Below are 23866 nucleotides of genomic sequence, written 5' to 3' on the forward strand. Positions count from 1 at the left end.
GACGATAGTTTTCGTCTGACCTAGCTTACACTCATGTCTCGCCTTACACCTTCATTGCCAGCGCGCACGGTGCCAAGGCTGGGGGACATTCTCGAACTTTCAAAGCCGGTCACATGGTTCCCGCCAATGTGGGCATTCATGTGCGGAGTTGTGTCCACTGGCATCCCTCTTGCACAGCGATGGCCCTTTCTCGTGGCCGGCATGCTTTTGGCAGGACCACTCGTTTGCGGGACAAGCCAGATGGTCAACGACTGGTTTGATCGCCATGTCGATGCGATCAATGAGCCGGATAGGCCAATTCCCTCTGGCCGAATTCCCGGTCGCTGGGGGCTGCATCTGGCGATTGCCGGATCCGCTGTATCGCTTGTTGTTGCGTTACAGATCGGGACATGGGTTTTTGCAGCGACGATCTTGGGGCTTATCCTGGCTTGGGCGTACAGCGCGCCGCCGGCCCGGCTGAAGATGAGTGGCTGGTGGGGCCCAGCCGCCGTTGCCCTTTCCTACGAAGGCTTGACATGGTTCACGGGGGCAGCCGTGATGGCTGGCCAGTTTCCCCGATCCGAGATTCTGCTCCTCTTGCTGCTCTACAGCTTTGGAGCGCATGGAATCATGACCCTCAACGACTTCAAGGCCGTTGAAGGCGACAGGCAGATGGGCATCAATTCTTTGCCTGTGACACTGGGCGTCGGAACGGCCGCGCGATTGGCATGCGGCGTGATGGCCGCTCCGCAGGTGATCGTGATCGGGCTTCTCGTCCACTGGGGACTCCCTTGGCATGCCTCCATTATTGCGCTTCTTCTGGTTGGTCAGTTCATGTTGATGGCGCGGCTGTTGCGCGAGCCGGCCAAAAACACGCCCTGGTATAGCGCGACAGGGGTCAGTCTTTATGTCCTTGGCATGCTCGCTTCCGCGTTGGGGGTCGGGGCTTTGGGGGCACTGCCGTGAACGGTCTGGCATGGCCCGCGATTGCACGGCTTGGCCTTGTTCAAAGCGCGCTGGGTGCCATTGTCATGCTGGCGACGTCGTTGCTCAATCGAATCATGGTCGTTGAATATGCAATGCCAGCCTTGATGCCGGCCGGGCTCGTTGCGTGGCACTATGCCGTGCAGCTCTCGAGACCCCGCTGGGGCCATAGCTCCGATCGGGGCAATCGGCGCACGCCTTGGATTGTTGGCGGCATGGGCGTGCTTGCCTTGGGCGGCTTGCTGGCGACGGTTGCTGTCTCGCTGATCCCGTCCATGCCTGTTGTATCGATTGCTATGCTGATTGCCGCCTTCACAATGATCGGTGGGGGTGTTGGCGCTTCGGGCACGTCCCTGCTGGCGCTCATGGCCAGTTCGGTTGCTCCGGAACGGCGGCCGGCGGCTGCCGCCCTGACCTGGATCATGATGATCTTCGGCATTGTGGTGACGGCCGGAATTGCCGGCAGTTTGCTTGATCCCTTTTCGCCAGAACGATTGATCGCAGTGGCGGCCGGCGTGACGATGACGGCATTTGGCCTGACCATTGTCGCCGTGGCAGGTATCGAGCGTCGAGCAACGGTAATCATGCCGCCGGAAGATGCTGCAGCTTTGCCGTTTCGTACTGTGATGCGGGACATCTGGCTCGATCGTCAGGCGCGTGACCTGACGATCTTCATCTTCGTTTCAATGCTCGCCTATAGCGCGCAGGACCTGATCCTTGAGCCCTTTGCCGGATTGATGTTCGGCTATACGCCCGGACAGTCGACACAAATGTCTTCGGTCCAACACATGGGTGTGTTGCTTGGCATGATCCTGGTTGGCATCGTTGGCCACGCATTCGGTGGCAAGAACGACATTCGGATGCGGCGCTGGATTGTGGGTGGTTGCCTAGGGTCCGCATGTGCACTCGGACTGCTGGCCTATGCTGCGCTGGCCGGGCCCTCGGCGCCACTTCGACCAATCGTCTTCGGTTTGGGTTTTGCCAATGGGATCTTCTCGGTCGCAGCAATAGCAGCAATGATGGATCTTGCAGGTGCGCGCGGCAGTTCCCAAGCCGGTTCCCGGATGGGTGTCTGGGGCGCAGCGCAGGCGATTGCTTTCGGCATTGGCGGCTTTTCCGGGGCGCTTGGCCTTGATGCAGGGCGTGCAGTCTTCTCGAACACGGGCACAGCCTTTGTCGCTGTCTTTGCTGCAGAGGCTTTGCTTTTCTTTTGTGCCGCAATCCTGGCCCGCAGGTTGGGCCGACAAAGGCCCCGCGCCCAAGAGGGCGACCTTGCAGTTGCGACCGCATGATGGAAACTTTTGACGCTGTTGTGATTGGAGGGGGCCCTGCAGGAGCAACGGCCGCGGGAGACTTGGCCAAACTTGGGCGATCGGTCCTTCTGCTCGATCGAGCGGGCCGCATCAAACCGTGTGGCGGTGCGGTCCCGCCGCGGCTGATTCGGGATTTTGACATACCGGATGAATTGCTGGTTGCCAGAGCGACATCAGCGCGGATGATCGCACCGTCTTCCAGGAGCGTGGACATGCCGGTTGGCGCTGGCTTTGTCGGCATGGTGGATCGCGGTGTATATGACGAATGGCTTCGCAACAGAGCAGCCATGGCCGGGGCAATCCGTCGCACTGGACATTTCGAGCGCATCGATCGTGAAGGCGATGGCAGTGCGATTGTCGTTTACACCACCGAGCGCGGGGGCGTTGAGTCGCAGGTCCGTGCGCGAACAATTGTCGGCGCGGACGGTGCGCGATCAGCTGTTGCGCAGCAGGCCCTTTCTGGCGCGCGCAATATGCCTTGTGTCTATGCTTATCACGAGGTCATTCGATCTCCCGAAACTGGGGCTTCGGACTTCGATGGCGAGCGGTGCGACGTCTATTACCAGGCAAGCATGTCTCCCGATTTCTACGGCTGGGTGTTTCCGCATGGAACGCAGGTTAGTGTCGGCGCGGGAAGTGCAAATAAGGGATTTGCGTTGCGGGAAGCTGTCGGTCGATTGCGGCTGTCTGCAGGCTTGGCGGGTTGCGAGACCGTCAGGGGGGAAGGCGCGCCCATTCCATTGAAACCGCTGAGACGGTGGGACAACGGCCGAGATGTGATCGTGATCGGGGACGCGGCCGGGGTGGTCGCGCCCGCTTCCGGCGAGGGAATCTACTATGCAATGGCGAGTGGTCAGTTCGCGGCGAAAGCGGTTGACCGATGTCTCGCTACTGGAAAGGCCAAGGCTTTGCAGGGCGCTCGCAAGGACTTCATGAATGCGCATGGCCGCGTGTTTGCGATACTCGGTATGATGCAGTATTTCTGGTACAGCAGTGACAAGAGGCGCGAACGGTTCGTGAAGATTTGCGAGGATCCAGATGTGCAGTTGCTTACTTGGCAGGCTTATATGAACAAGGAACTGACCTTTAGAAAGCCGATCGCTCACGCGAGAATTTTCTTCAAGGATCTCGGACATCTGCTAGGATTTGCAGCATGACAGTGCAGGGCAAGCCTTGGATTGCACCGACCCTGATTGCGGCGGTCGCGGCAACCATTACGGCCATCATGGGGGCGACGATAACGGAGATCGGCCCTTGGTATCATGGATTGAAACAGCCGGACTGGGCTCCGCCAGAATTTGCCTTTGGGATCATCTGGACGGTTATTTTCTCCCTTACGGCAATGGCGGGCATCGCTGCGTGGCGTGCCGCTCCGGATGATCGGGCTGCTGAGTCGATCATCGGCCTTTTTGCGCTTAATGGCTTCCTCAATATTTTGTGGAGCTTGCTGTTCTTTCGGTTGCACCGGCCAGACTGGGCACAATTTGAAGTGATAGCCTTATGGCTCTCAATCCTTGCCTTGATCGTGGTGAGTTGGCGCTATTCCCGTGTGGCAGGGCTTTTACTGCTGCCCTACCTCATCTGGGTTAGCATCGCTGCAGCCTTGAATCACCAGGTTGTCATCCTGAACGGGCCCTTTGGATGAGCCAAGCGCCAGACTGGTTGCGTCATTGGCTTGAAAGCGGCGACGCGATCCTTCTGGTGATTGCGATCCTTTGCGCTGAAGCCCTAGGCATTGCATTGCTATTGCAGCGAAAATCTCTGCCTGTGCTGATTGGGCTAGCCCCCGGACTGTGCCTTGCACTTGCACTTTATACAGCGCTGAGCGGCGCTGACATTCTCTGGACAGGTCTTTGGCTGACCTCGTCTTTGCCGGCACACCTCTTCGATTTGAGGCGGCGGATTAGGGCGGCGAAGCAGCCCTGAAAGGCTCCTTCGCCGCCGATCAATCAATCATTGGCGTCAATATAGGCAATAACATCTGCCCGATCCTGCGCGACTGGCAGGCCAGGGAACGCCATCTTGGTGCCGGGAACCATCTTTTGAGGCGCGGCAAGATAGTCAAAAAGCTTTTCCTTGGTCCAGGTTATGCCGCTGGACTTGTTGGCGGTCGAATAGCTGAAATTCGCCACCGATCCTGCAGTGCGCCCGATCACGCCGTGCAGAGACGGACCGACCTTGTTTTCGCCTTCCTTGATCGAATGGCAGGCCATGCATTGCATGAAGATCTTTTGGCCCTTGGTTGCGTCGCCCGTCAGGCTGGCAAAGCTGACCGGCGCTGCAGAGGTAGCTGGTGTCGCCGCATTTGTCGTGGCCGCTTCAGGGGCGCTGGCAGTTTCGGTCGCCGTGTTGCTGTCGGCGGATTGCGACTCGTCAGTGGGTGCCGTCGAGCAGGCGGACAAGGTAATCAGTGCGGTGGCGCAAACGGCCAGCGGCAAGACCAAATTGAACTTTCTCATTGCGTCTCCTTTACCATGTCAAAATTTGTTGACAGTTGGGGGTATACACAAATGAAACGGGCCCGCAACAGGCCCCGGCACTGAATACTGCTGGACAATCCTTGACCTGCTGCTCCTGTTCAAGTGCGAGCGGAATAAGGGGTGACGGATCAGGCGTGATTCCGCTAAACTGTTGCCATGCAGTTCCTTGTTGGCCCAGCCCTTTTCGTTGTGACGGTCGTTCTCATGGAAGGCTTTGCCTATGGCATGCACCGTTGGGTCATGCATGGTCCGGGTTGGTTTCTGCATGAAAGCCACCATCGTCCGCGGACCGGTAAATGGGAATTGAACGATCTTTATGCCGCGATTTTTGCAATGCCCTCGATCGCGCTGATTGTCTGGGGCTGTGGTGCCGACCACAGTGCCAACTTTATCTGGGTCGGCACAGGCATTGCTGCCTATGGCGCCATCTATTTCGGCTTTCATGATGCCATTGTCCATCAGCGAATCCCGCATCACTATGTGCCCAAGGGCGCCTATATGAAGCGCATTCTCCAAGCCCATCGATTGCATCATGTTGTCGAAACCAAGACCGGAACTGTCAGCTTTGGTTTCCTTTGGGCGCCGAAGCCCGAGGTTCTGAAGACTGCGTTGCGCGCGCGCCGCAATGAGGGAGTCCGTGCGCCGGCCGATGGTTTACGACGATGAAGTCAGGCACAGAGCATTGTCAACCGTGCGGTCGAAAACTGGTTCGAGGCCGGGACGAACTTCCCGCCTGGGCCAAAAATCAGGAAGCTGAAGCGGCTTATCCATTTTCGTACCGCGTGTAAAATCAACTAACCGGTGATTCTGATGTGCCTGCGGTTCCAGTCCTCGTAATGGACTTTGGAGGCTTGCTGTTCGAGGCTCGTTAGTTGGCTTGCGTCATCTAACCTTCCGACCAATAATGGTTTCAATCGGGCGACTCTGAGGATTGAAAAGTCAGATGCGGACAAACCTGTTGATCATTTGTGTCGCACTTGCAGCTTCAGGCTGTTCGAACGCAGGTGATAAACAGCCCGTCACGATGAGCGTGATTGGTACAAAGCTCAAACTGTCTGATCCAAACCGGGGGGTGATCAGCCGTGAATCGGCCCTTATGCTGGGTGCGACAGCTCAGGGGTTGGTCGCATTCGATGCCGATGGCCAGATAGAACCCGCCCTCGCCGAACGCTGGATCATGACGGACGATGGCATGAGCGTCATTTTCCGCATTCGGAGGGCAAAATGGGCGGACGGTCGCCCGGTGACGAGCGCCGAAGTTGCAGCGCGGCTCCGTTCAGTCATTGCTCCATCCAGCCGAAATCCTCTCAAACCCCTGCTGTCCGGTATTGACCGGATCATGGGAATGACGGGTCAGGTCATCGAGATTCGCCTGAAAGTACCACAGCCCAATTTTCTGCAGCTTCTGGCCCAGCCGGAACTTGCGATCTTCACGACGAACCCCTTGCTTGGCAGCGGTCCCTATCGCATCCATTCGATGCGCAATGGCGTCACTCGGCTAAGGCCCGTGACCGATGTTGCAGAGCCTCCGCCACCCAATGATGTTGAGCGCGACGATGTCCGCCTGCGCAGCGAGCGGGCCAGCATCGGCATTGCCAGGTTTTCCGCCAGAGAGATTGCCCTTGTTACGGGCGGGAGCTTCGCGGATCTGGCGCTGGTGCGGGCCGCACGTCCGGCATCGAGCCAGTTCCAGCTTGATCCGGCCTATGGGCTTTTTGGCCTGGCGGTCGCGGCCGACAGCACCGCCCTGTCCAATGTCGACATTCGACGTGCACTAGCGATGGCCATCGACCGCGACAGGATCGTCCAACTCTTCGGAGTGTCCAAATGGAAGCCGGTCCTGTCGTTGCTACCGGCCCAGCTCGACAGTGCCGCGCCGCCAGCCGCTCTCGCCTGGGTGCAGCTTGCGCTGTCGGACCGAATTGCCCGCGCGCGCGGATATGTTGCCGCGCATCCAGACCTGCCTGAAATTCGCGTCGCCTTGCCTGAAGGGGCGAGCTCGCGATTGCTCTTTGCGGCGCTCGCAGATGATTGGAGACGCATTGGCGTGCGCGCGCGGCTTGTCGGTGCGGATGCGCCGGCAGACCTGCGCCTCATTGACGAGGTCGCTCCTCAGTCTAGCGCTCTCTGGTATCTTGCCCGCGTGTCATGCGCGCAAAAAATGCCCTGTTCGCAACCTGGTGAAGCTGCACTCAATGCTGTTGGACTGGCAACCACGCAGGATGATCGTGCGGCGGCGATTGCAGAGGCGGATGCGGCATTTGCATCGAACCAGCCCTATATCCCCATCGCCTTGCCGCTGCGCTGGTCGCTGGTCGGGCCCCAATTGATCGGCTGGCGCGCAAGTGCATTTGCCATTCACCCACTGAAGCATTTGCGCCCGGCCCAGCAGTGATTACTGGTAACCAGGCAACGACTTCCTATATCCAGCGGCAAAGGAGTAGTTTTCCCATGCCGATTGGACCGGAGACAATTGACCGCATCAACGCGCGCGCTGGTGAATTCGCTGGCAGGCACCCGGTTGCGGTGCGCAGGCGGATTGAAGCAATGGAAAAGCTGCTTGAGGGAATGATCGTCATTCCGGGGACCCGGCAGCGGGTCGGTCTGGACGTGCTGCTCGATCTGATCCCGGTCGGCGGCAGCGTGATCGCAGCAGCAATGGGCAGTTATCTGGCTTGGGAAGCGCGCAATCTTGGCATGCCGAAATCAACGATTTTGCGGATGGCCGGGAATATCGGATTCGATGCCCTTTTGGGCGCGATCCCCTTGGTTGGCGCTGTGCCCGATTTCTTCTTCCGGTCAAACACCCGCAACCTCAGGATCATCAAAAAGCATCTTGATCGTCACCACCCGGGAACAGTGACAATCGAACGCTAGATCACCGGATTGGCCAGATCCTGAGTCTGGTATCCGATTCTTCGCCGCCAATGTCGCGGGAGCAGGGGACTGGTCGGTAGTCCTTGCCTAGGCAAACCCTCAATTCCTTAAGCCATCCCAGGGGCGTGACGTCCAACCGTACCATATCTGCAGACATTCCGGGATTTGCAGCGACAAAGGCAGCCGTGAAGGCTCCGACTGTCGTCTGTGATCGGGATAAACCCTCCATGTCTGGAAAATTGAGCGCCGCAAATTGCCGGGTTGCTATGCGAAAATAGCGCTCCGCGTCACTTTCGATGCAACTTCCATGCTTCGCCCATTCATATTGCATCAGTCCTGCAGACGGAGTTGCGCAGAAGAATTGTTTCAGCACGGGCGCAGAAACTGCAGGAACCCTCTTGCACCATTTGGGGTCTTTCAGGCCGTCACCGTCAGGCCAAAGGCCGTGAAGGATAAAGCCGTATTTCCTCGGGACATCGCATTGTGCCGCATTCTTTTCTTCGTCGCCATGCTCCTTGCAAAATTGGGGCGACCAGGACAGCGCCATGACATAGCCGGTCAGGGGAGCAAGGACCGTTTCTCCCTGGGGCGGGATGATCGCCCAACTCTTGGGCATCGTCTGCGGTATGGCGCATTGGTTCTGGACCTGGGCCAGAGCCGGGAAACAAAGCGCGCTCCCGAGCATCGCCAATCCTCGCACCCAGGCATTTGCCATTATCCCCATCCCCTTCATGAGCCGATTGAAAAATCGAGTCCAATATCGGCCGCCGGCGCGGACTGGGTCAAGCGCCCGACCGAAATGAACGTCACGCCAGATTCCGCCTTCGCGCGGATTGTCTCCAGCGTAACTCCACCCGAAGCCTCCGTGGGCACGCGCCCAGCGACCAGAGCCACAGCCTCGCGCAGCATTTTTGCATCCATATTGTCAAGCAACAGATGCGTGGCACCGGCGGCAAGCCCCGGTTCGATCTGGTCCAGATGGTCGACTTCAAGGATTATACGTTCAACGCCAGCCTGCCGCGCACGCTTGACTGCTTCCGCGACGCCTCCAGCGACCGCAACGTGATTGTCCTTGATCATCGCAGCGTCCCACAGACCCATCCTGTGATTGGTCGCACCTCCCATACGCGTCGCGTATTTTTCGAGCGCCCGCAGCCCCGGGATCGTCTTGCGCGTATCAAGCAGAATGCAGCCGGTTCCCGCAATGGCATCGACATATTTGCGGGTCATTGTTGCGATGCCAGAAAGATGCTGCACCGTATTGAGAGCCGAACGCTCTGCAGTCAGCATGGCCCGTGCCTTGCCCTTCAGATGCATAAGGTCCGTACCGGCCGGCACCGAAGCACCCTCTCCGACAAGGATATCAATCTCGATGGCGGGGTCGAGTTGCCGGAAAAAAGCCGCTGCAATCGGCAAGCCGGCAACGACAATCGGGTCTCGGCTGTCCATCGTTCCGGCGAACCGCGCGTCGGCGGGGATGACTGACTCTGACGTCACGTCGCGGCCGCTCGGGCCGAGATCCTCGGCAAGCGTTGCCCTGATGAATGCCTCAAGGTCAAATTGGGGGAGAAGGATTCCCATCAGCCCCGACGCGCACCCAGATCGCCCTGCCCGACTGTGCCGCTCGCCATGTCCAGCATACGGTCGAGCGACTTCTTGGCAGCCAGCCTCAGACCTTCCTCAATCTCGATCCGCGGTTCGAGGTCGCGAAGCGCAACATACAGCTTCTCCATCGTGTTGAGCGCCATATAGGGGCAGATGTTGCAGTTGCAGTTGCCGTCCGCGCCGGGTGCACCAATGAAGGTCTTGTCCGGCATCGCCAGTTCCATCTGGTGGATGATGTGCGGCTCGGTCGCGACGATCAGCGTGTCTCCGGGCATCGTCTTGGCGTAATTCAGAATGCCGCTGGTCGAGCCAACATAATCGGCATGCTCGATGATGTGCGCCGGGCATTCGGGGTGCGCCGCGACGGGGGTGCCAGGGTATTGGGCTTTCAGCTTGACCAGTTCCGTTTCCGAAAACGCCTCATGAACGATGCACACGCCCGGCCAGAGCAGCATGTCGCGCCCGGTCTTGCGCGCAAGATAGCCGCCAAGATGCTTGTCGGGGCCGAAGATGATCTTCTGGTCCTTTGGCAATCCTGCAAGAATCGTTTCGGCTGACGACGACGTCACGATAATATCGGAGAGTGCCTTAACCTCGGTCGAGCAATTGATGTAGGTCAGCGCAATATGATCCGGATGTGCGTCCCGGAAGGCCTTGAACTTGTCGGGCGGGCACGAATCCTCAAGGCTGCACCCGGCATCGAGGTCTGGCAGGACAACGATCTTTTCCGGCGAAAGGATCTTTGCCGTGTCGGCCATGAACTTGACGCCGCAAAAGGCAATCACGTCCGCATCGGTTGCCTGGGCCTTGCGTGAGAGTTCCAGCGAATCCCCCACGAAATCGGCAATGTCCTGTAATTCGGGCCGCTGATAATAGTGGGCGAGGATGACGGCGTTGCGTTCCTTGCGAAGACGGTTGATTTCCTCGCGAAGATCCGCGCCGCTCAATATTCCGGAATGGACACTCATTTCAAATCCTCAAAGACAATGACCGCTTCTACCGCCGCAGCCGCGCCCGGCATAGCAAAACTCTCTGATATGTTGAGAAGATGGGCTTGTCGCATCCAAAGTCGGACCAAAGGCGTAAAGCTGGAACGGGCATGACGTCCCGGGGCAAAGCGATGACCGAAACGGGAAATAGCCACGAACTCGGCGCGCTTTCTGCGCGTTATGAAACATCGGGCAGGGGCCCGGGAACCGTTTCGACCGGACGCGGCGATGCGGGGGGCGTTTCCTTCGGCAGCTATCAACTTGCTTCGCAGCTTGGGCGGCCGGAGGAGTTCCTCGGCCAGGAAGGGCATCGCTGGGCAATGGAATTCGGAAAGGCCAAGTCGGGTACGCCGGTCTTCTCCCGCATCTGGAAAGCGATTGCGTCCCGAGAGCCCGAGGACTTTCAGTCCGCCCAGCATGCCTTCATCAAGCGCACGCACTATGACGTCCAGATTGCCCATGTGCAGAAGGCCACCGGCATCGATCTCGATCGCTGGAGCAATGCGGTAAGGGATGCTGTGTGGTCGACCGCCGTCCAGCACGGTCCGCTCACACCGATTGTCGTGCGCGCCGTGCGGTCCGATCCGGCGCATGATCGGGCTCTGCTGATTGCGCTTTATGCCGAACGCGGGCGTCGCAGGCCTGACGGGACGCTTGTCCATTTCGGCAGTAACAGCCTGACCGTCCAGGCCGGTGTGGCGGCGCGGTTCAAGGCGGAACTGAAAGACGCGTTGGCGATGCTCGATGCCGAAGCTGGCGGTCCCACCGGGGTCTAGCTCGGTAAACTCCACGCATCGCCGCATTCGGATACGATGCCGCGGTCCCTGAGGTCGATCAGATGGGCCAGCACGGACCGTCCGGCTGCGCCGTGCAGGCGTTTGTCGATCCCCTTGTACATGTCGGCCACCATATCGGGGATCAGTTCAACGCCGCGTTCGAGCAGTCGCAGAATCTGCCCTTCGCGCTGTTTTCTATGTCCCATCATGCCGCGCACGAGGCGCTGTGGATTTTCAACCGGCTTCCCATGGGCAGGATAATAGACGGCATCGTCGCGTTCCATCAGCAAGGCAAGGCTCGCCATGTAGGCAGCCATGTCGCCATCCGGCGGGGAGACGACAGTTGTCGACCAGCCCATCACATGGTCGCCGGTGAACAGCGCCTTTTCCTCTTCCAGCTCAAAGCAGAGGTGGTTTGAGGTGTGCCCGGGTGTTGCAACGGCCCGCAACGTCCAGCCCGGGCCGGTCAACGCCTCTCCGTCGGCAAGTATGCCGTCTGGATTGTAGGTCGGATCGAAGCCGGCATCGGCGCGCGGGCCATCGTCTGACAGAACCAGGGGTGCGCAGCCAATGACCGGCGCGCGCGTTGCTTCGGCCAAAGGGGCAGCAGCCGGCGAATGGTCGCGATGTGTGTGCGTGCACATGATCGCGGTGATCCGCTCTCCGCCAAGTATGCGAATGAGTTCATGAACGTGAGCGGGATCATCTCCCAATGGACCGGGATCGATCACCGCCACATCGCCCCGGCCCACAATATAGGTCTGCGTGCCGGTGTAGCTGAAGGGAGACGCGTTGCGAGCCAGCACGCGCCGGATCAGAGGGCTGACCTCCTCGGCTATCGCATAGGGCTCGTTTGAAAGATCGGGCACATCCATGCCAGACATGTGGCCGCTGGCGCGCGCCTAATCAAGCTACTGCATGGAATAACCGACCGGCACACCCGTCGCCTTGTCTCCGTGATTGTCGGATGCCAGCGCAATGCTCGTTACGGTGACCAGCAGGGCGGCGGCACAAAGCCCCAGCCAATGGCGAAGTGCAGTGTCTCGCCAATGACGCATCACGTTTTTTCCTTATTGCAGGGTCGGTGTTGGCAACGGCCGCACGCTGGCGATCTGCCGATCGAGTGCGGCGAGTACATGTGCCCGTGTCTGTTCCGGGAGCATTTCGTCATGTGCAATCTGTTCGCGAGTCGTGCGCAGTGCGTCGACGATTTGAGCGCGGCCCATTCTGGTTCCATCACCGCAGACCATGATCTGCATCTGCCTTTGTCCGGATGCGCTGTCTCGACCTTCGACCGAGATGACACTCCCGTCGCTCTTGCTCGAACAACTGATCTTCATTGACCGGATCGCGGCGGCCCGGGTCGCTTCCGCGCCGCGCATGGCAACAGCAGCTTCAGCTTGAGCCTCGCGAATCTGCGTTTGCGCTTCGACCATCGCTTCTTGGGCACTGGCGCGCGCTTCGGCTGCTGCGGCCAAGGCTTCCTCACGAGCATCGGCGGCTGCCGCTAGAGCCTCGATCCGTGCTTCTTCTGCCTCACTCCGTGCTGCGTCCGCAATTTTCATGGCCTTTGCTCGGGCTCGGGCAGCAGCATGCGCGCGCGCGTCGGGGCAATTGCTTTCGTCGTGAATGACAGGTTCAACAGGTGCCGACACGTTCACGAGTCCTCCACCAAGGACCAGAGCTTGCGGAGCTTCGATAGCTGGCTCTACGGCGGCCTTCACGCTGCCCGATGCTGTGGCCGCTACACCGCCAATGACCAGCAGGGTCACAAGAGCAGCACCCGGCTTTGCAAGGCGATGTTCGGCATGGCCCGAAACGATCCTCCGCAGGCGAACTTTCAAAGTGGTTGTCGCGCCCATGGCACACGCTGCAAGCGGAACGCCGCCCATGGCCGATTTGAACAGCGCGGAGCCATAGGCATGCCGCTCCTCAGGGGTTGCGCCACGAAGCACAATCGCGTCGCAGGCGGCCTCCTGGTCAAGCCGGAAGGCACGATGGGCAAAGTGTGCAACAGGGTTCCACCAATGAAGCGCAAGGATCGCCAATGCCGCGAAGTTCACGGGGACATCGTGGCGATGATGGTGCGTCAGTTCATGGGCAACCGCCAGCCGCTGCTCTGCCATATCATAACGGTAGGCGAAGTCTGTGGGCACGACCACGGATTTGTCGAAGACACCGAGTGCAATAGGCGATGAAACCGCTGAACTAGCGGTCACCGGGATCGTTCCCGCAGCGAATAAAGCTTGCCCGTCTTCAACTACGTTCCGGGAAAACCGCACATACGACAACCAGTGCCGGCCAAAGAAGAGGACCGCACCGCCCAGCCAGATCGTAAGGGATAAGATCAGCCAAGCGGTGCCACCCCCGGTAGCGGAAGCTGACTGGAGGGAAGGGGATGAGGGCCCCACCAGTACAACAACCACATCCTGAACCGCCGTCGCCCGATCGCCGAACATATCGGCAGGGAGTGGCGGCAATATCATACGCAGGGCAGGGGCCAACCAAAGCAGATAGGCCGCGCGCGCGCCGAAGCGGTCCGCCACGAATGGGCGTATTGCGAGAATGAGCACCATCAGCACTGTCGTTGCGAAAAGTGTTTCCCCGATCCACTGGATCATGATTTCAGCTCCTTCAGCAACGCTTCGATTTCGGAAATGTCTTCGGCGGTCAGCGCTTCCTGTTCGGCAAGATGCGCTACAAGCGGCGAGAGCTTCCCACCGAACAGCCGGTCAACAAGACGGCGCGATTCGTGCGAGACATAGTCTGCGCGGGCGATGAGCGGGCGATAGAGGAACCGGCGACCCTCAGCCTCAGCAGCCAGTGCACCCTTTGCCAGCAGCCTGGAGAGAAGCGTCTTGACAGTTGGCAGAGACCAGCTCTGGCTGTCCGCAAGCTTTTCGGCAACGCTGTTGGCCGTGAGCGGCGCATCCGCCCAGAGCACTTCCATCACTGCGTGTTCAGCATCGCTGATCCGTTCAGCCATCGATTTCATCCGCGCATATTGGGCGAAGACAGTCTTCAGCCTCTATTGATTACAGATGTAATCGATTCGCCTGAATGCTGGATGAACGAACGAGATGTGGGCAGTTTGCCTGCAAGGATTCCAATCAGGTCTTCGGTGGCCAGGGGATGAAGCTCGACGTCCGGCGGATATAGTCTTCATATCCCGGCCGCCGCTTCTTGAGGCTGTATTCCAGCATCGGCACGCCCGAAAGTCGCGTAAGGAGCCAGGTCAGCAGCATCGGGCCGGCAATGGACCAAAGTCCGATCGTCGTCTCGGCAGCGATCAGCCAAAGGCCCCACCAGACACAGGCATCGCCGAAATAGTTCGGATGGCGGGTGTAGCGCCAAAGGCCGGTATCCAGGACCTTGCCCTTGTTGGCGGGATCCGCGCGGAACCGGCGAAGCTGCCAGTCGCCAATGGTCTCGAACCCGATTCCGATCAGTGCCAAGCATTTGCCGGCAAAGGCGAGCCAGCCGGTTGAAGCCGGTTCAGGTGCGAGCTGGCCAAGTTGCGCCGGTAGGCAGACAATGAACAGCAACGGCGCCTGCATGGCAAAGACCAGCAGCAGCGATGCCTTGCCGAAAGACCATCCTTTCTTGTCGATCGCGCTCCCGAGAATGCGCTTGTACCGCGGATCTTCTCCCTCAGCGCGCCAGCGGGTGAAAAGATGGATGGACAGGCGCAATCCCCAGACGCTGGTCAAGGCAAGGAGCAGAAGCTTTCGTCCAGATGCTCCGTCCTCCGATTGGACGAAGGTGGCGGCGGCGAGCATGACCATTCCAAGCGGCCAGAAGCTGTCAATGAAGCTGACATCCCGGATTCTGACAGAAATGGCCCAAAGACCGAGAATTACGACAACCAGAATGCCGGCATTGATCGCGAGAATATGTGTCATGCACGCCCCCTTTTGCTCCGGATGCTATGTCCGGATACCGCAAAAGGCCAGAGCTGGATGCAACGCGCTTCACACCAGAAGCGCGCCACGCTTATCGGACGCGGGGTCCGCCAAAGGGCAGGGGCGGCGGCGGCCTGCGGTCGCGGCGCGGCATCTGTGCCTGATAGGCATGTCCGCAATGCTGGACGCAATAGGGGAAGCCGGGGTTCACCTTTTCACCACAGAAATGGAAATCAGGTTCGCCCGGATGCCCAAGCGGCCATTTGCAGATCTTGTCGCTCAGATCGAGCAACCCGGTCTTGTCCGCATATTCGGGCGCGATCTTGGCAGGGACCAGCCTGCGCGGTGGTGCCGGCGTAGCAGGCGGCGCCTGATCGCCTGGTCCCTGACGAAGGAATCCGCCGGGGCCGATTGAACGCAGCTGAGCGCCGGTCGGCGCGTGCGGTTGGGTCGGAACGGGCTGGGGCGTGCTGGCGGGCGCTGCTGCACGCGGTGAAACGACAGGCGTACGCTGGACAACTTCAGCGGGCGCAGCCTTGGGCTTGGCAGAAGCCTTGCGTGGTTCCGGCTTGGAGCCATCTCCGTCCGTGCCTTTGACAGGCGACGGGCGCGACTGGAGATCCAGCCTGTGTGCCTTGCCAATGACTGCATTGCGACTCACGCCGCCAAGCTCATCCGCGATCTGGCTCGCGGTCATTCCTTTTTCCCACATCGACTTCAGCTTCTCGATGCGTTCTTCCGTCCAGGACATGCGTTACCCTTGTTATTCCAATTCTCGCACTTGCAGCGCGCGCCTCGTGCCGATAGGCGATCAGGCGATGAACAGCGAGTCCGAAATTGGCGTTATTGGCGAACCCGGCGTCCCCGTAATCAAACGGGTCAACTGGGGTGGCCTGAAGACCCTCTATATCAAGGAAGTGCGACGTTTTTTCAAGGTCCACCTCCAGACAATCTGGGCACCGGCACTCACGACGCTGCTTTACCTCGTCATATTCACGGTTTCGACAGGGCGCGCAGGGCGCGTCGTTCTGGGTGTGCCATTTGCCGATTTCCTTGCGCCGGGCCTGATCGTGATGGGCATGATGCAGAATGCATTTGCCAATTCGAGCTTCTCGCTGCTGGTCGGCAAGGTCCAAGGCACGATCGTTGACTATCTGATGCCTCCTCTGTCACCCGCCGAATTGCTGGCAGGCCTGACCGGGGGCGCAATCACCCGTGCCTTCATGGTCGGGATCACGATCTGGGCTGCCATGCTGTTCTGGCCGGGAGTGCATATCATGCCGCAGCATCTGTGGGCTGTGGCCTGGTTCGGTTTCCTCGGTTCTTCGATGCTTGCGCTGATGGGCGTGCTGACCTCCATCTGGGCAGAAAAGTTCGATCACGCCGCGGCAATTGGAAACTTCGTCGTCGCACCACTTTCCCTGCTTTCAGGCACATTCTATTCGGTGGACAGCCTTGCGCCGACCTTTGCATTGATCAGCCATGCCAATCCCTTTCACTATGCCATTTCTGGTTTCCGTTTCGGCTTTATCGGGACATCCGATATTCCGCTGGTGACTGGATCGGTGCTGCTTGTCGCGATCAACCTTGCTTTGGGGTTGACCTGTTACTCGCTGCTCAAGAGCGGTTGGAAGCTGAAGAATTAAGCGGGGGTTGTCCGCCGCATTTTGGGTCGATATAAGCCTGTTCCGCGTCAAGGTGGCCTGTCGGGCCACCTTTTTGCGTTTTGGACGATTCTGAAAGGACCCTTCGCGATGACTATCACCCCGCTCATGCCCGTCTACCCGCGGTGTGGGGTGCGTCCTGTCCGAGGCGAAGGTTGCTACCTGATCGGGGAACGCGGGGAACGCTATCTCGATTTTGCTGCCGGCATTGCCGTCAATGCGCTTGGCCATGGCCACCCGCACCTGACCAAGGCGATTCAGGACCAGGCAGCAACCTTGATGCATGTTTCGAACCTTTATGGCAGCCCGCAAGGCGAAGCGCTGGCGAAACGGATTGTCGACAACAGCTTTGCCGACACGGTGTTCTTCACCAACTCGGGCGTTGAAGCCATCGAATGCGCGATCAAGACAGCGCGTCGGTATCACTATGTCAACGGCAATCCGCAGCGGTACAAGCTGATCACCTTCAAGAATGCCTTTCATGGCCGTTCGCTCGGCGCGATCAGTGCAACGGATCAGGCCAAGATGCGCGACGGCTTCGAGCCGCTGCTGCCGGGCTTCGACTATGCGAAGTTCAACGATCTCGAAGGTGCGCTGGCAAAGATTGATGATGAAACGGCCGGTTTCCTTGTTGAAACTGTGCAAGGCGAAGGCGGCATGACCGCAGGCACGATGGAATTCATCCAGGGCCTGCGCAAGGCATGTGACGAGCACGGCCTGCTGCTGATCCTTGATGAAATCCAGTGTGGCTATGGCCGGACGGGCAAGTTCTTTGCCTATGAACATTACGGCATCACGCCCGACATCATGACGGCCGCAAAGGGCATCGGCGGCGGTTTTCCGCTGGGCGCCTGCCTTGCAACGGAAGACGCTGCAAAGGGTATGGTGATCGGGACCCATGGCTCCACCTATGGCGGCAACCCGCTCGCGATGGCTGCCGGGCAGGCCATTCTCGATGTGATGCTCGAACCGGGCTTTTTTGAGCATGTCGCCGCCATGGGAGAACGGCTGCGTCAGGCCTTCGAGCAGCTTTTGCCGAATCATGATCACCTGTTCGAGGAGATTCGCGGCAAGGGGCTGATGCTCGGGATCAAGATGAAGGAGCCTGCGGTCTCGCGCGACTTTGTGGCACATCTGCGCGACAATCACGGACTTCTGACCGTGGCCGCCGGTGAAAATGTATTCCGCGTATTGCCACCGCTCGTCATTGAGGAAAATCACATCGCGGAATGCATCGAACGGCTTTCGGCCGGCGCACGGGACTATCAGATCCCGCAAGCGGCGTGATCCGGCATTTCCTCAACCTGTCCGACGCCGGGTCGGACGGGATTGCGGCGATCCTTGCCGATGCGCTTGATCGCAAGGCGGCGCGCAAGGGTTGGCGGAAGGGCAAGCCCGATGCGGATGCACCGCTCGCCGATCATACGCTTGCGATGATTTTCGAAAAGAACTCGACGCGAACCCGCGTTTCTTTCGACATTGCCATGCGCCAGCTTGGCGGCGATGCGATGTTCATGGCGGCCGGCCAGATGCAGCTTGGCCGCGGCGAGACAGTCGCCGATACGTCGCGCGTGCTCTCCCGGATGGTCGATGCCATCGTCATCCGGACCGATGAACACAGCAAGATCCAGGAAATGGCAGAGTTCGCGAGTGTTCCGGTCATCAACGGGCTGACGGATCTGTCGCACCCCTGCCAGATTGTGGCAGATCTCTTGACATTGCTCGAGCACGGCAAGGCTCTTCCTGGCCTTACGGTGGCCTGGCTGGGTGATGGCAACAATGTCTTGTCGTCGATCATTGAAGCTGCGGGCTTGATGAAGTTCAATGTGCGTGTCGGTTGTCCGCAAGGTTATGATCCCGATCCCGCCTTCGTGGGTGCAGCGCGCGCAGCGGGCGCTGCTGTGGAGGTCTTTCGCGACGCTGCCGAGGCGGTGCGGGGTGCCGATGTGGTCGTCACGGATACCTGGGTGTCGATGGGGCAGGAACATGTGCACAACAAGCTGGCAGCCATGGCGCCCTTTCAGGTCAACGAAAAGCTGATGGCTGCTGCCAAGCCCGACGCCCGCTTCCTCCATTGCCTTCCCGCCCACCGCGGTGAGGAAGCAACCGACGCTGTACTCGATGGCCCCCAGTCGCTGATATGGGATGAAGCAGAAAACCGCATTCACGCCCAGAAGTCGATCTTGCTCTGGTGCTTCGGGCTGATCGGGTGAGTGACGCGGATATTGACCGGGCGCTTGGCTTCATCCTGACCGAGCGGCATGCTCGGGGCCGCTTCGTTCGGCTCGGTCCCGTCCTCGATACGATCCTCTCGGCGCATGGCTATCCGCCTGCAATCGAAAAGCTGCTGATCGAAGCACTGACCATCACGGCGCTGCTTGGGGCGATGCTCAAGGATGCGGGCGGACAGTTGACGATGCAGGCGCAGACGCAGGGCGGTCCGGTGTCCCTCCTCGTCTGCGACTATCGCGGCGGCGAACTGCGCGGCTATGTGAAACACGATGTCGACCTTCTTGCCGAACTCGGGCCCGACCCCACGCTGTTCGGGCTGTTCGGCAAAGGCTATCTTGCAATCACATTCGATCAGGCAGTTTCAGGCGAGCGCTATCAGGGGATTGTCCCGCTTGAAGGCGAATCGCTCGCGCAGGCGGTAGAAACCTATTTCAGCCAGTCGGAACAGATCCCGAGCCTTGTGCGCGTCGGCGTCAAAGGGCGGGTCGCCGGTGGCCTGCTTGTCCAGCATCTCGCCGAAGGGGAAGACGGTCGCGAGCGTCTGCACACGCGGCTCGACCACCCTGAATGGGAACATGTCGCCATCCTTTCGCATTCGATCCAGGTCGACGAACTGACCGACACGGCCCTGCCGTTGGAGACACTGGTTTGGCGCCTCTATCATGATGAGGGCGAAGTCCGGGTGCTGGGCGGGGCGTCCCTGTCGCGCGGTTGCCGGTGCGACCCGGATCATATTCGCGATGTCATCTTCCGTTTTCCCGAGGACGAGCGCGCCGCAATGGCTGATAATGCCGGAATTGTATCGGTCGAATGCGAATTCTGCGCGCGGACCTTTCCGATTTCCCTGGCCTAGCTTATTTTCGCCGCGTTTCGCTCGTATTCAGAGTCGTCGAAAATATCCAATACATGTTTGGCGGCGATGATTAGGGCAGTTAAGAGACTGGAAATTTCCGGCCGCACTCATGGGGGCATGACTGTGACGCGTCTGTTTGCATTGCCGATTGCGGCCTTGGCTCTGTTTGCGATTCCCGGGCATACCCAGAATCCGCAACCTGGGGCGATGCCGGCTCTGGCGATGATACAGCCCGGCCAATGGTTCCTGAAATCGCGGTCCGGTGGGGCAGCGAGTCGATCTGTCTGCGTTCAGGATGTGCGGGCGCTGCTGCAGGTCGAGCACGGCTCAGCTATCTGCAACCGCTTCGTGATTTCCAATTCCGCTCGCGAGACAACCGTCCATTATACCTGCCCGGGCAGTGGCCATGGCCGGACGACGATCAAGGTCGAAACCGCACGGCTGATCCAGATTGAATCACAAGGGATTGCAAATCGGGAGCCTTTTGCTGTGGAATTCGAAGCGCGGCGGACGGGCGACTGCAAGGTCGCGGCTCACGCGAGTTTTCATTAAGGCTTTGGTTACCAAACCGGGTTATTCAGATCCGGTGCTTGACCTATTTGACAGCACGCTTTCCTCCCAATTGGCCTATTGGCCATACTGGGCCGCCCCTCAAAAGGCGGCCCGTTTTTTCCCATGCGCGCCGTTGTGATGGCCAACGCGTCTGTTCAACGCTTGCGAAAGCTGATTGGCAGCTCCTTCATCGGCATGAAATAAAGGCTCGGACTATGGGCTGGCCAAGGGAGTTCGCGTTCCAGCCTGATGTCTTCGAGCCGACTTAGAAGTACTGTGAAGGCGCTGACCATTTCCTGACGGGCCAGGCTTGCACCGACGCAGAAATGTGGACCCGAGCCAAAGGCAAGATGTGCACCTGCGTTTGGCCGGTCGATGTCGAACTTGTGCGGGCATTCGAATCTGGCCGGATCCCTGTTCGCCGCACCATAACGCGTCAGCACCATTGATCCCTTGGGGATATGCGTGCCAGCAAGCTCAACGTCACGCGTCGTCATGCGGGCGAGCCCCTGGACGGGACTTTCGAAGCGCAGGGCCTCTTCGCAGAATCGCTTGATCAGGCCCGGGTCGTCGCGCAGCCGCTGCATTGTCTCAGGATAGCGCAGCAGCAGCCACATCCCGTGTGCGATGGCGCTTTGCGTGGTTTCGAAGCCACCGCTGATCAATTGGTGCATCACGTTCTGCAGCTCGTGCAGCGAAAGTGGCTCTTCATCATCGCCATGGGCATGCACCAGTGCCGAGATGAGGTCTCCGGTCGGAGTCTTTCGGCGATCCTCAAAAACGTCGTGCAGGAAATGCTGCATTTCCAGCTCGGTTTCGGCTGTTTCCCGGATTTCCTGTTCGTTCATCCTACGGATCGCCAATGAGATGAGCGCATCGGACCATCTCTTGAACGTCGTTATGTCCTTGCGACCCAGGCCAAGTTGTTCGGCAATGATAATGCCGGGCAACGGCATGGCGAATTGCGCGTTGAATTCGCAATGACCTTGTTCGATCCAGCCGTCGATCAGCTCATGCGCCACGTCGTCGACATAGGGGGCCATGTCGCGCACGCGCTTGACCGTGAAGACCCGGTCCAGCAATTTGCGATAGCGCGAATGCACGGGGGGATCGGTGCGCTGCAGCGTCTGGACATGGGCCCACCCGCGCTCCGCAATAATCTCTTCATAGAGGATTCCGAGGTCGCCCTGAAGCCCTTTTCCGTGCTTCACATTCACATCGTTGGAAAAGGTTTCGGTGTCCTTGAGCACCTGACGAAGATCGTCATATCGGGACACAAGGTAAAAGCCGGTTTCGGGCATGCAGTAGACTGGACATTCTTCGTGCAGCGCGGCGTAGAAATCGAACGGGTCGCTCTGGGTGACCGGGTCCATCAGGCTGAAATCGGCAATGCGACCGGTTGAAGTGGAATTCATCTTTGTTTCCTTCCATGCGATGCAGGTTCTGCGCCGCTCGGATCGCTTGCAGAAGTCACGGGTCTTGCGCCGCCGCAGTGCCTGGGACAGCTTGATCAGGTTTACGAACCGACCTGACGAGGGGGCGTCAACTGTCGATTTTGGCCGTCAATCGCCATTCTGCGTGTCGTTCATTCATAGAGCGCTTGAATCGAGGGGGTTCGGGGGATAGCGCGTTGTTCCCATGATCTTACCTCGTGCACCTGACGGCGCTGCCGCGATTGTCCTTGTATCGGGCGGGCTCGATTCCATGGTTTCGGCAGGACTGGCCCGCGAGGCCGGATATCGGCTGTTTGCGCTCACGATCGATTATAACCAGCGCCATCGCATTGAACTTGACGCTGCGGCTCGGGTCGCAAGCGCGCTCGGGGCCGAACGACATATCGTGCTGTCTGTCGATCTTTCAGCCTTTGGCGGATCGGCCCTTACAGACACTGCGATCAACGTGCCCAAGGACGGCGTTGATGGCACGATTCCGCCAACTTATGTCCCCGCGCGAAACACAATTTTCCTGTCGCTCGCCCTTGGGTGGGCAGAAGCCGTCGGCGCGCGGGATCTGGTAATAGGCGTCAATGCCCTGGACTATTCGGGCTACCCGGACTGCAGGCCTGGATTCATTGCGGCATTTGAGACGATGGCGGCTGAAGCGACCAAGGCCGGCGTCGAAGGGCAAGCCTTCAGGGTGCACACACCGCTTATCGCGATGTCAAAGGCGCAGATCGCATCCGAGGCTGCCAGGCTCGGGCTCGACGCGGGCATGAGCTGGTCCTGCTATGATCCGACACCTGAGGGGCGGCCTTGCGGCCGGTGCGATTCCTGCCGTCTGCGCGCGAAGGGGTTCGCCGAGGCCGGGCTGATCGATCCCGCTGTGTCATGACATACGCCGTCAAGGAAATCTTCCTGACCTTGCAGGGCGAAGGTCTGCAGGTCGGCAGGCGCGCTGTCTTCCTGCGGTTTGCCGGATGCAACCTCTGGAGTGGTCGAGAGCAGGATCGCGCGGATGCGGTCTGTCGCTTCTGTGATACGGACTTTGTGGGCACTGACGGTGTCGGGGGCGGCAAATTCCCGGATGCCGATCACCTTGCCGATGCGGCGATTGCCTGCTGGGGGAAAGTGGACGGCGCCATTCCCTATATTGTCATCACCGGCGGAGAACCGATGCTCCAGCTCGACGGCGCGCTGGTCGATGCGCTTCATGCGCGCGGGTTTGAAATCGGCGTTGAGAGCAACGGCACGATTGCCGCGACGCCAGGCATCGATTGGTTGTGCATCAGCCCGAAGGCCGGCAGCCAAACCATCCAGCGCTCAGGCGACGAACTGAAGCTCGTCTGGCCGCAACCCGGCAGCGACTGGCAAGCCATGGAAGGCTGGGATTTTGCGCATTTGCTTGTTCAGCCGATGGATGGCCCGGACATCGTGGCCAATCGCGCTGCTTGCATTGCGTTCGTCCTGGAACACCCGCGGTGGCGCCTCTCGACACAGACGCACAAGCTGCTCGGTATCGACTGATCAGCTCTGGTAACCGCAACTCGCGAGATATTTGCCCTTCTTCCAACAGCTCTCCAGGACGAAATTGGGTTTAGCAGCCACGCGGTCCGGCATGCGAATTCGGAACTGCTGTTCACCCTGAGGCGTCAGGCTGTTTCGCAACTCACGCAGATGTTCCTGTGCGAGCGTAATGAACCGCCCCTTGGGCGTAAACAGACCAATCCGCCCGATTCGAGAAGCTGCGTAGCAAAAGCCGACCTGAGCTCGGACAGTCGAGAAACCTGAATAGGTCTTGGTGCCGAATGTATCGAGCGCCTTCTGGCCTAACGCTGGCGATTTGTTGACCCGCTTGAAATAGGCTGTGAGCGTGTTGAACGAGGATGCAAGTTCGGCGCTGTGATCGTTAAGGATCGCGTTATAGTTCTGCATTGTACGTAATGTCGGCTCAAACGCGCATTGCAGGGCTGCAACGTTCAATCCGGCACGCAGGTTCCAGATAAGGGCGGCATTCTGTTCGGCTGGCGTTGCATTGGGCAGCGGGACGCCCATTCCGGGCTCATAGCCATTCACTGGTGGTCCCGAGAAATTTGGCGGGACCCAATATCCCTGGGCGTGAGCGGGCGCCGAAAAGAGCAAAATTGCTGAAAGCGCCGTGACGCTGATCGAAAAACTGAAGCGCATTGTTATCCTGTCCATGATTTCCGATTTAGCTGGTGAA

At 59.4% G+C, this 23866-nt stretch carries 28 protein-coding genes; 16 read left to right on the forward strand and 12 right to left on the reverse strand.

What is annotated here, in order from left to right; all coding sequences use genetic code 11:
* Positions 1–33 precede the first annotated feature (33 nt).
* The 5 genes from chlG to K0O24_RS05595 are packed head-to-tail and all read left to right on the forward strand — an operon-like array spanning position 34 to position 4202.
* Entirely contained in the window at positions 34–945 is a 912-nt protein-coding gene (chlG, locus tag K0O24_RS05575) for a chlorophyll synthase ChlG (RefSeq protein ID WP_219894891.1), read from the forward strand.
* Positions 942–2255 carry a BCD family MFS transporter gene (locus tag K0O24_RS05580; RefSeq protein ID WP_246611138.1) on the forward strand — a complete coding sequence of 438 codons (1314 nt, stop codon included), beginning with the start codon at positions 942–944 and terminating at the stop codon, positions 2253–2255. The genes chlG and K0O24_RS05580 overlap by 4 nt, the downstream gene beginning before the upstream one ends.
* The gene (locus K0O24_RS05585; protein WP_219894892.1) at positions 2252–3433 is read left to right on the forward strand and encodes a geranylgeranyl diphosphate reductase; all 1182 of its coding nucleotides are present in this window, start codon (positions 2252–2254) and stop codon (positions 3431–3433) included. The genes K0O24_RS05580 and K0O24_RS05585 overlap by 4 nt, the downstream gene beginning before the upstream one ends.
* Positions 3430–3921 carry a TspO/MBR family protein gene (locus tag K0O24_RS05590; protein ID WP_219894893.1) on the forward strand — a complete coding sequence of 164 codons (492 nt, stop codon included), beginning with the start codon at positions 3430–3432 and terminating at the stop codon, positions 3919–3921. The genes K0O24_RS05585 and K0O24_RS05590 overlap by 4 nt, the downstream gene beginning before the upstream one ends.
* Positions 3918–4202: a hypothetical protein gene (locus tag K0O24_RS05595; protein WP_219894894.1), complete on the forward strand. Its 285-nt coding sequence runs from the start codon at positions 3918–3920 to the stop codon at positions 4200–4202. The genes K0O24_RS05590 and K0O24_RS05595 overlap by 4 nt, the downstream gene beginning before the upstream one ends.
* A gap of 23 nt (positions 4203–4225) precedes the next feature.
* On the opposite strand, the gene K0O24_RS05600 is transcribed toward K0O24_RS05595, so the two are convergent.
* Complete coding sequence (locus K0O24_RS05600; RefSeq protein WP_219894895.1) at positions 4226–4735, reverse strand: c-type cytochrome; 510 nt, start codon at positions 4733–4735, stop codon at positions 4226–4228.
* 177 nt (positions 4736–4912) lie between these two features.
* Between K0O24_RS05600 and K0O24_RS05605 the strand changes: the two genes are divergently transcribed.
* The 3 genes from K0O24_RS05605 (at position 4913) to K0O24_RS05615 (ending at position 7633) form a co-directional block, all read left to right on the forward strand.
* Positions 4913–5422 (forward strand): sterol desaturase family protein, encoded by a 510-nt coding sequence (locus tag K0O24_RS05605; protein ID WP_219894896.1) that lies wholly within the window; start codon positions 4913–4915, stop codon positions 5420–5422.
* A gap of 292 nt (positions 5423–5714) precedes the next feature.
* Positions 5715–7151: an ABC transporter substrate-binding protein gene (locus tag K0O24_RS05610; RefSeq protein WP_219894897.1), complete on the forward strand. Its 1437-nt coding sequence runs from the start codon at positions 5715–5717 to the stop codon at positions 7149–7151.
* Between the two features lie 56 nt (positions 7152–7207).
* Entirely contained in the window at positions 7208–7633 is a 426-nt protein-coding gene (locus tag K0O24_RS05615; protein WP_219894898.1) for a DUF4112 domain-containing protein, read from the forward strand.
* Position 7634: 1 nt separating this feature from the next.
* On the opposite strand, the gene K0O24_RS05620 is transcribed toward K0O24_RS05615, so the two are convergent.
* Genes K0O24_RS05620 through nadA form a run of 3 tightly spaced genes read right to left on the reverse strand, consistent with a single transcriptional unit; the run spans position 7635 to position 10206 of the window.
* Positions 7635–8348 (reverse strand): ribonuclease T2 family protein, encoded by a 714-nt coding sequence (locus K0O24_RS05620; protein WP_219894899.1) that lies wholly within the window; start codon positions 8346–8348, stop codon positions 7635–7637.
* Positions 8349–8362: 14 nt separating this feature from the next.
* Positions 8363–9214, reverse strand: coding sequence for a carboxylating nicotinate-nucleotide diphosphorylase (gene nadC / locus K0O24_RS05625; RefSeq protein WP_219894900.1), 852 nt, complete (start codon positions 9212–9214; stop codon positions 8363–8365).
* A complete protein-coding gene (gene nadA, locus K0O24_RS05630) occupies positions 9214–10206 on the reverse strand; it encodes a quinolinate synthase NadA (RefSeq protein ID WP_219894901.1) in 993 nt (330 codons plus the stop codon). The genes nadC and nadA overlap by 1 nt, the downstream gene beginning before the upstream one ends.
* A 131-nt stretch (positions 10207–10337) precedes the next feature.
* Between nadA and K0O24_RS05635 the strand changes: the two genes are divergently transcribed.
* Positions 10338–11003, forward strand: a complete 666-nt coding sequence (locus K0O24_RS05635) for a VgrG-related protein (RefSeq protein WP_219894902.1) — start codon at positions 10338–10340, stop codon at positions 11001–11003.
* Here the strand turns inward: K0O24_RS05635 and K0O24_RS05640 are convergent.
* From K0O24_RS05640 to K0O24_RS05665, 6 genes are all read right to left on the reverse strand, one after another.
* Complete coding sequence (locus tag K0O24_RS05640; RefSeq protein ID WP_219895492.1) at positions 11000–11878, reverse strand: MBL fold metallo-hydrolase; 879 nt, start codon at positions 11876–11878, stop codon at positions 11000–11002. The two genes, K0O24_RS05635 and K0O24_RS05640, sit on opposite strands and share 4 nt — an antisense overlap.
* 36 nt (positions 11879–11914) lie before the next feature.
* Positions 11915–12061 (reverse strand): hypothetical protein, encoded by a 147-nt coding sequence (locus tag K0O24_RS05645; RefSeq protein ID WP_219894903.1) that lies wholly within the window; start codon positions 12059–12061, stop codon positions 11915–11917.
* Between the two features lie 12 nt (positions 12062–12073).
* A complete protein-coding gene (locus tag K0O24_RS05650; RefSeq protein ID WP_219894904.1) occupies positions 12074–13624 on the reverse strand; it encodes a M56 family metallopeptidase in 1551 nt (516 codons plus the stop codon).
* Positions 13621–13989: a BlaI/MecI/CopY family transcriptional regulator gene (locus tag K0O24_RS05655; RefSeq protein WP_219894905.1), complete on the reverse strand. Its 369-nt coding sequence runs from the start codon at positions 13987–13989 to the stop codon at positions 13621–13623. The genes K0O24_RS05650 and K0O24_RS05655 overlap by 4 nt, the downstream gene beginning before the upstream one ends.
* Positions 13990–14113: 124 nt before the next feature.
* Positions 14114–14905 (reverse strand): DUF1295 domain-containing protein, encoded by a 792-nt coding sequence (locus tag K0O24_RS05660; RefSeq protein ID WP_219894906.1) that lies wholly within the window; start codon positions 14903–14905, stop codon positions 14114–14116.
* Positions 14906–14996: 91 nt separating this feature from the next.
* A complete protein-coding gene (locus K0O24_RS05665) occupies positions 14997–15656 on the reverse strand; it encodes a GcrA family cell cycle regulator (RefSeq protein WP_219894907.1) in 660 nt (219 codons plus the stop codon).
* Positions 15657–15723: 67 nt separating this feature from the next.
* Between K0O24_RS05665 and K0O24_RS05670 the strand changes: the two genes are divergently transcribed.
* The 5 genes from K0O24_RS05670 (at position 15724) to K0O24_RS05690 (ending at position 20206) form a co-directional block, all read left to right on the forward strand.
* Positions 15724–16551, forward strand: a complete 828-nt coding sequence (locus tag K0O24_RS05670; RefSeq protein WP_219894908.1) for an ABC transporter permease — start codon at positions 15724–15726, stop codon at positions 16549–16551.
* Between the two features lie 108 nt (positions 16552–16659).
* Positions 16660–17856, forward strand: a complete 1197-nt coding sequence (locus tag K0O24_RS05675) for an aspartate aminotransferase family protein (RefSeq protein ID WP_219894909.1) — start codon at positions 16660–16662, stop codon at positions 17854–17856.
* The gene (gene argF, locus K0O24_RS05680) at positions 17853–18782 is read left to right on the forward strand and encodes an ornithine carbamoyltransferase (protein WP_219895493.1); all 930 of its coding nucleotides are present in this window, start codon (positions 17853–17855) and stop codon (positions 18780–18782) included. Before K0O24_RS05675 ends, argF begins: the two co-directional genes overlap by 4 nt.
* Positions 18779–19654 (forward strand): Hsp33 family molecular chaperone HslO, encoded by an 876-nt coding sequence (gene hslO / locus K0O24_RS05685; protein WP_219894910.1) that lies wholly within the window; start codon positions 18779–18781, stop codon positions 19652–19654. The genes argF and hslO overlap by 4 nt, the downstream gene beginning before the upstream one ends.
* Before the next feature lie 117 nt (positions 19655–19771).
* Positions 19772–20206, forward strand: coding sequence for a DUF3617 domain-containing protein (locus K0O24_RS05690; protein ID WP_219894911.1), 435 nt, complete (start codon positions 19772–19774; stop codon positions 20204–20206).
* 155 nt (positions 20207–20361) lie between these two features.
* Here K0O24_RS05690 and K0O24_RS05695 read toward each other — a convergent pair whose 3' ends face one another.
* On the reverse strand, positions 20362–21621 hold the full coding sequence (locus K0O24_RS05695; protein ID WP_219894912.1) for a cytochrome P450: 1260 nt from the start codon (positions 21619–21621) through the stop codon (positions 20362–20364).
* 223 nt (positions 21622–21844) lie between these two features.
* Here K0O24_RS05695 and queC point away from each other — a divergent pair, with 223 nt between their 5' ends.
* Positions 21845–22537, forward strand: a complete 693-nt coding sequence (queC, locus tag K0O24_RS05700) for a 7-cyano-7-deazaguanine synthase QueC (RefSeq protein ID WP_219894913.1) — start codon at positions 21845–21847, stop codon at positions 22535–22537.
* Positions 22534–23169: a 7-carboxy-7-deazaguanine synthase gene (gene queE, locus K0O24_RS05705; RefSeq protein WP_219894914.1), complete on the forward strand. Its 636-nt coding sequence runs from the start codon at positions 22534–22536 to the stop codon at positions 23167–23169. Before queC ends, queE begins: the two co-directional genes overlap by 4 nt.
* Here the strand turns inward: queE and K0O24_RS05710 are convergent, their stop codons facing one another.
* On the reverse strand, positions 23170–23844 hold the full coding sequence (locus K0O24_RS05710; protein ID WP_246611139.1) for a hypothetical protein: 675 nt from the start codon (positions 23842–23844) through the stop codon (positions 23170–23172).
* Between the last annotated feature and the right edge of the window lie 22 nt (positions 23845–23866).

The organism is Aquisediminimonas profunda, assembly GCF_019443285.1.
In the GTDB taxonomy this organism is placed as follows: domain Bacteria; phylum Pseudomonadota; class Alphaproteobacteria; order Sphingomonadales; family Sphingomonadaceae; genus Aquisediminimonas; species Aquisediminimonas profunda.